This is a genomic window from Loktanella sp. SALINAS62 (assembly GCF_018263905.1).
Taxonomy (GTDB): domain Bacteria; phylum Pseudomonadota; class Alphaproteobacteria; order Rhodobacterales; family Rhodobacteraceae; genus Loktanella.
Genome location: NZ_JAAFZU010000097.1, coordinates 1 through 271, shown reverse-complemented (window position 1 = coordinate 271; position 271 = coordinate 1). Strand labels below are relative to the sequence as shown.

The following is a 271-nucleotide window of genomic DNA, read 5'->3' as shown; positions in this document are numbered from 1 at the left end:
GAAGCCGGGATCGATCCGGGCGACGACATCCTGATCGTGTCGATCGATGCCGTGCCCGACATCTTTCAGGCGATGGCCGCCGGCGATGCAAACGCCACGGTCGAGTTGACGCCGAACATGGCAGGCCCGGCCTTTGACGCGCTGGCCGCCTACATGGCCGACGGCACAGAGCCCGAAAAGTTCATCCAGACGGAATCCACGCTTTACACGCAGGACGACGATCCGATGGGCGAATACGAAGCCCGCAAGGATCTGGGCTACTGATCGCATC

General features: G+C 62.4%; 1 pseudogene. It reads left to right on the top strand.

The window, feature by feature from the left end:
* Positions 1-264 (top strand): annotated as a pseudogene (locus tag GZH79_RS18875) (sugar ABC transporter substrate-binding protein); the annotation flags it as partial.
* Positions 265-271 lie beyond the last annotated feature (7 nt).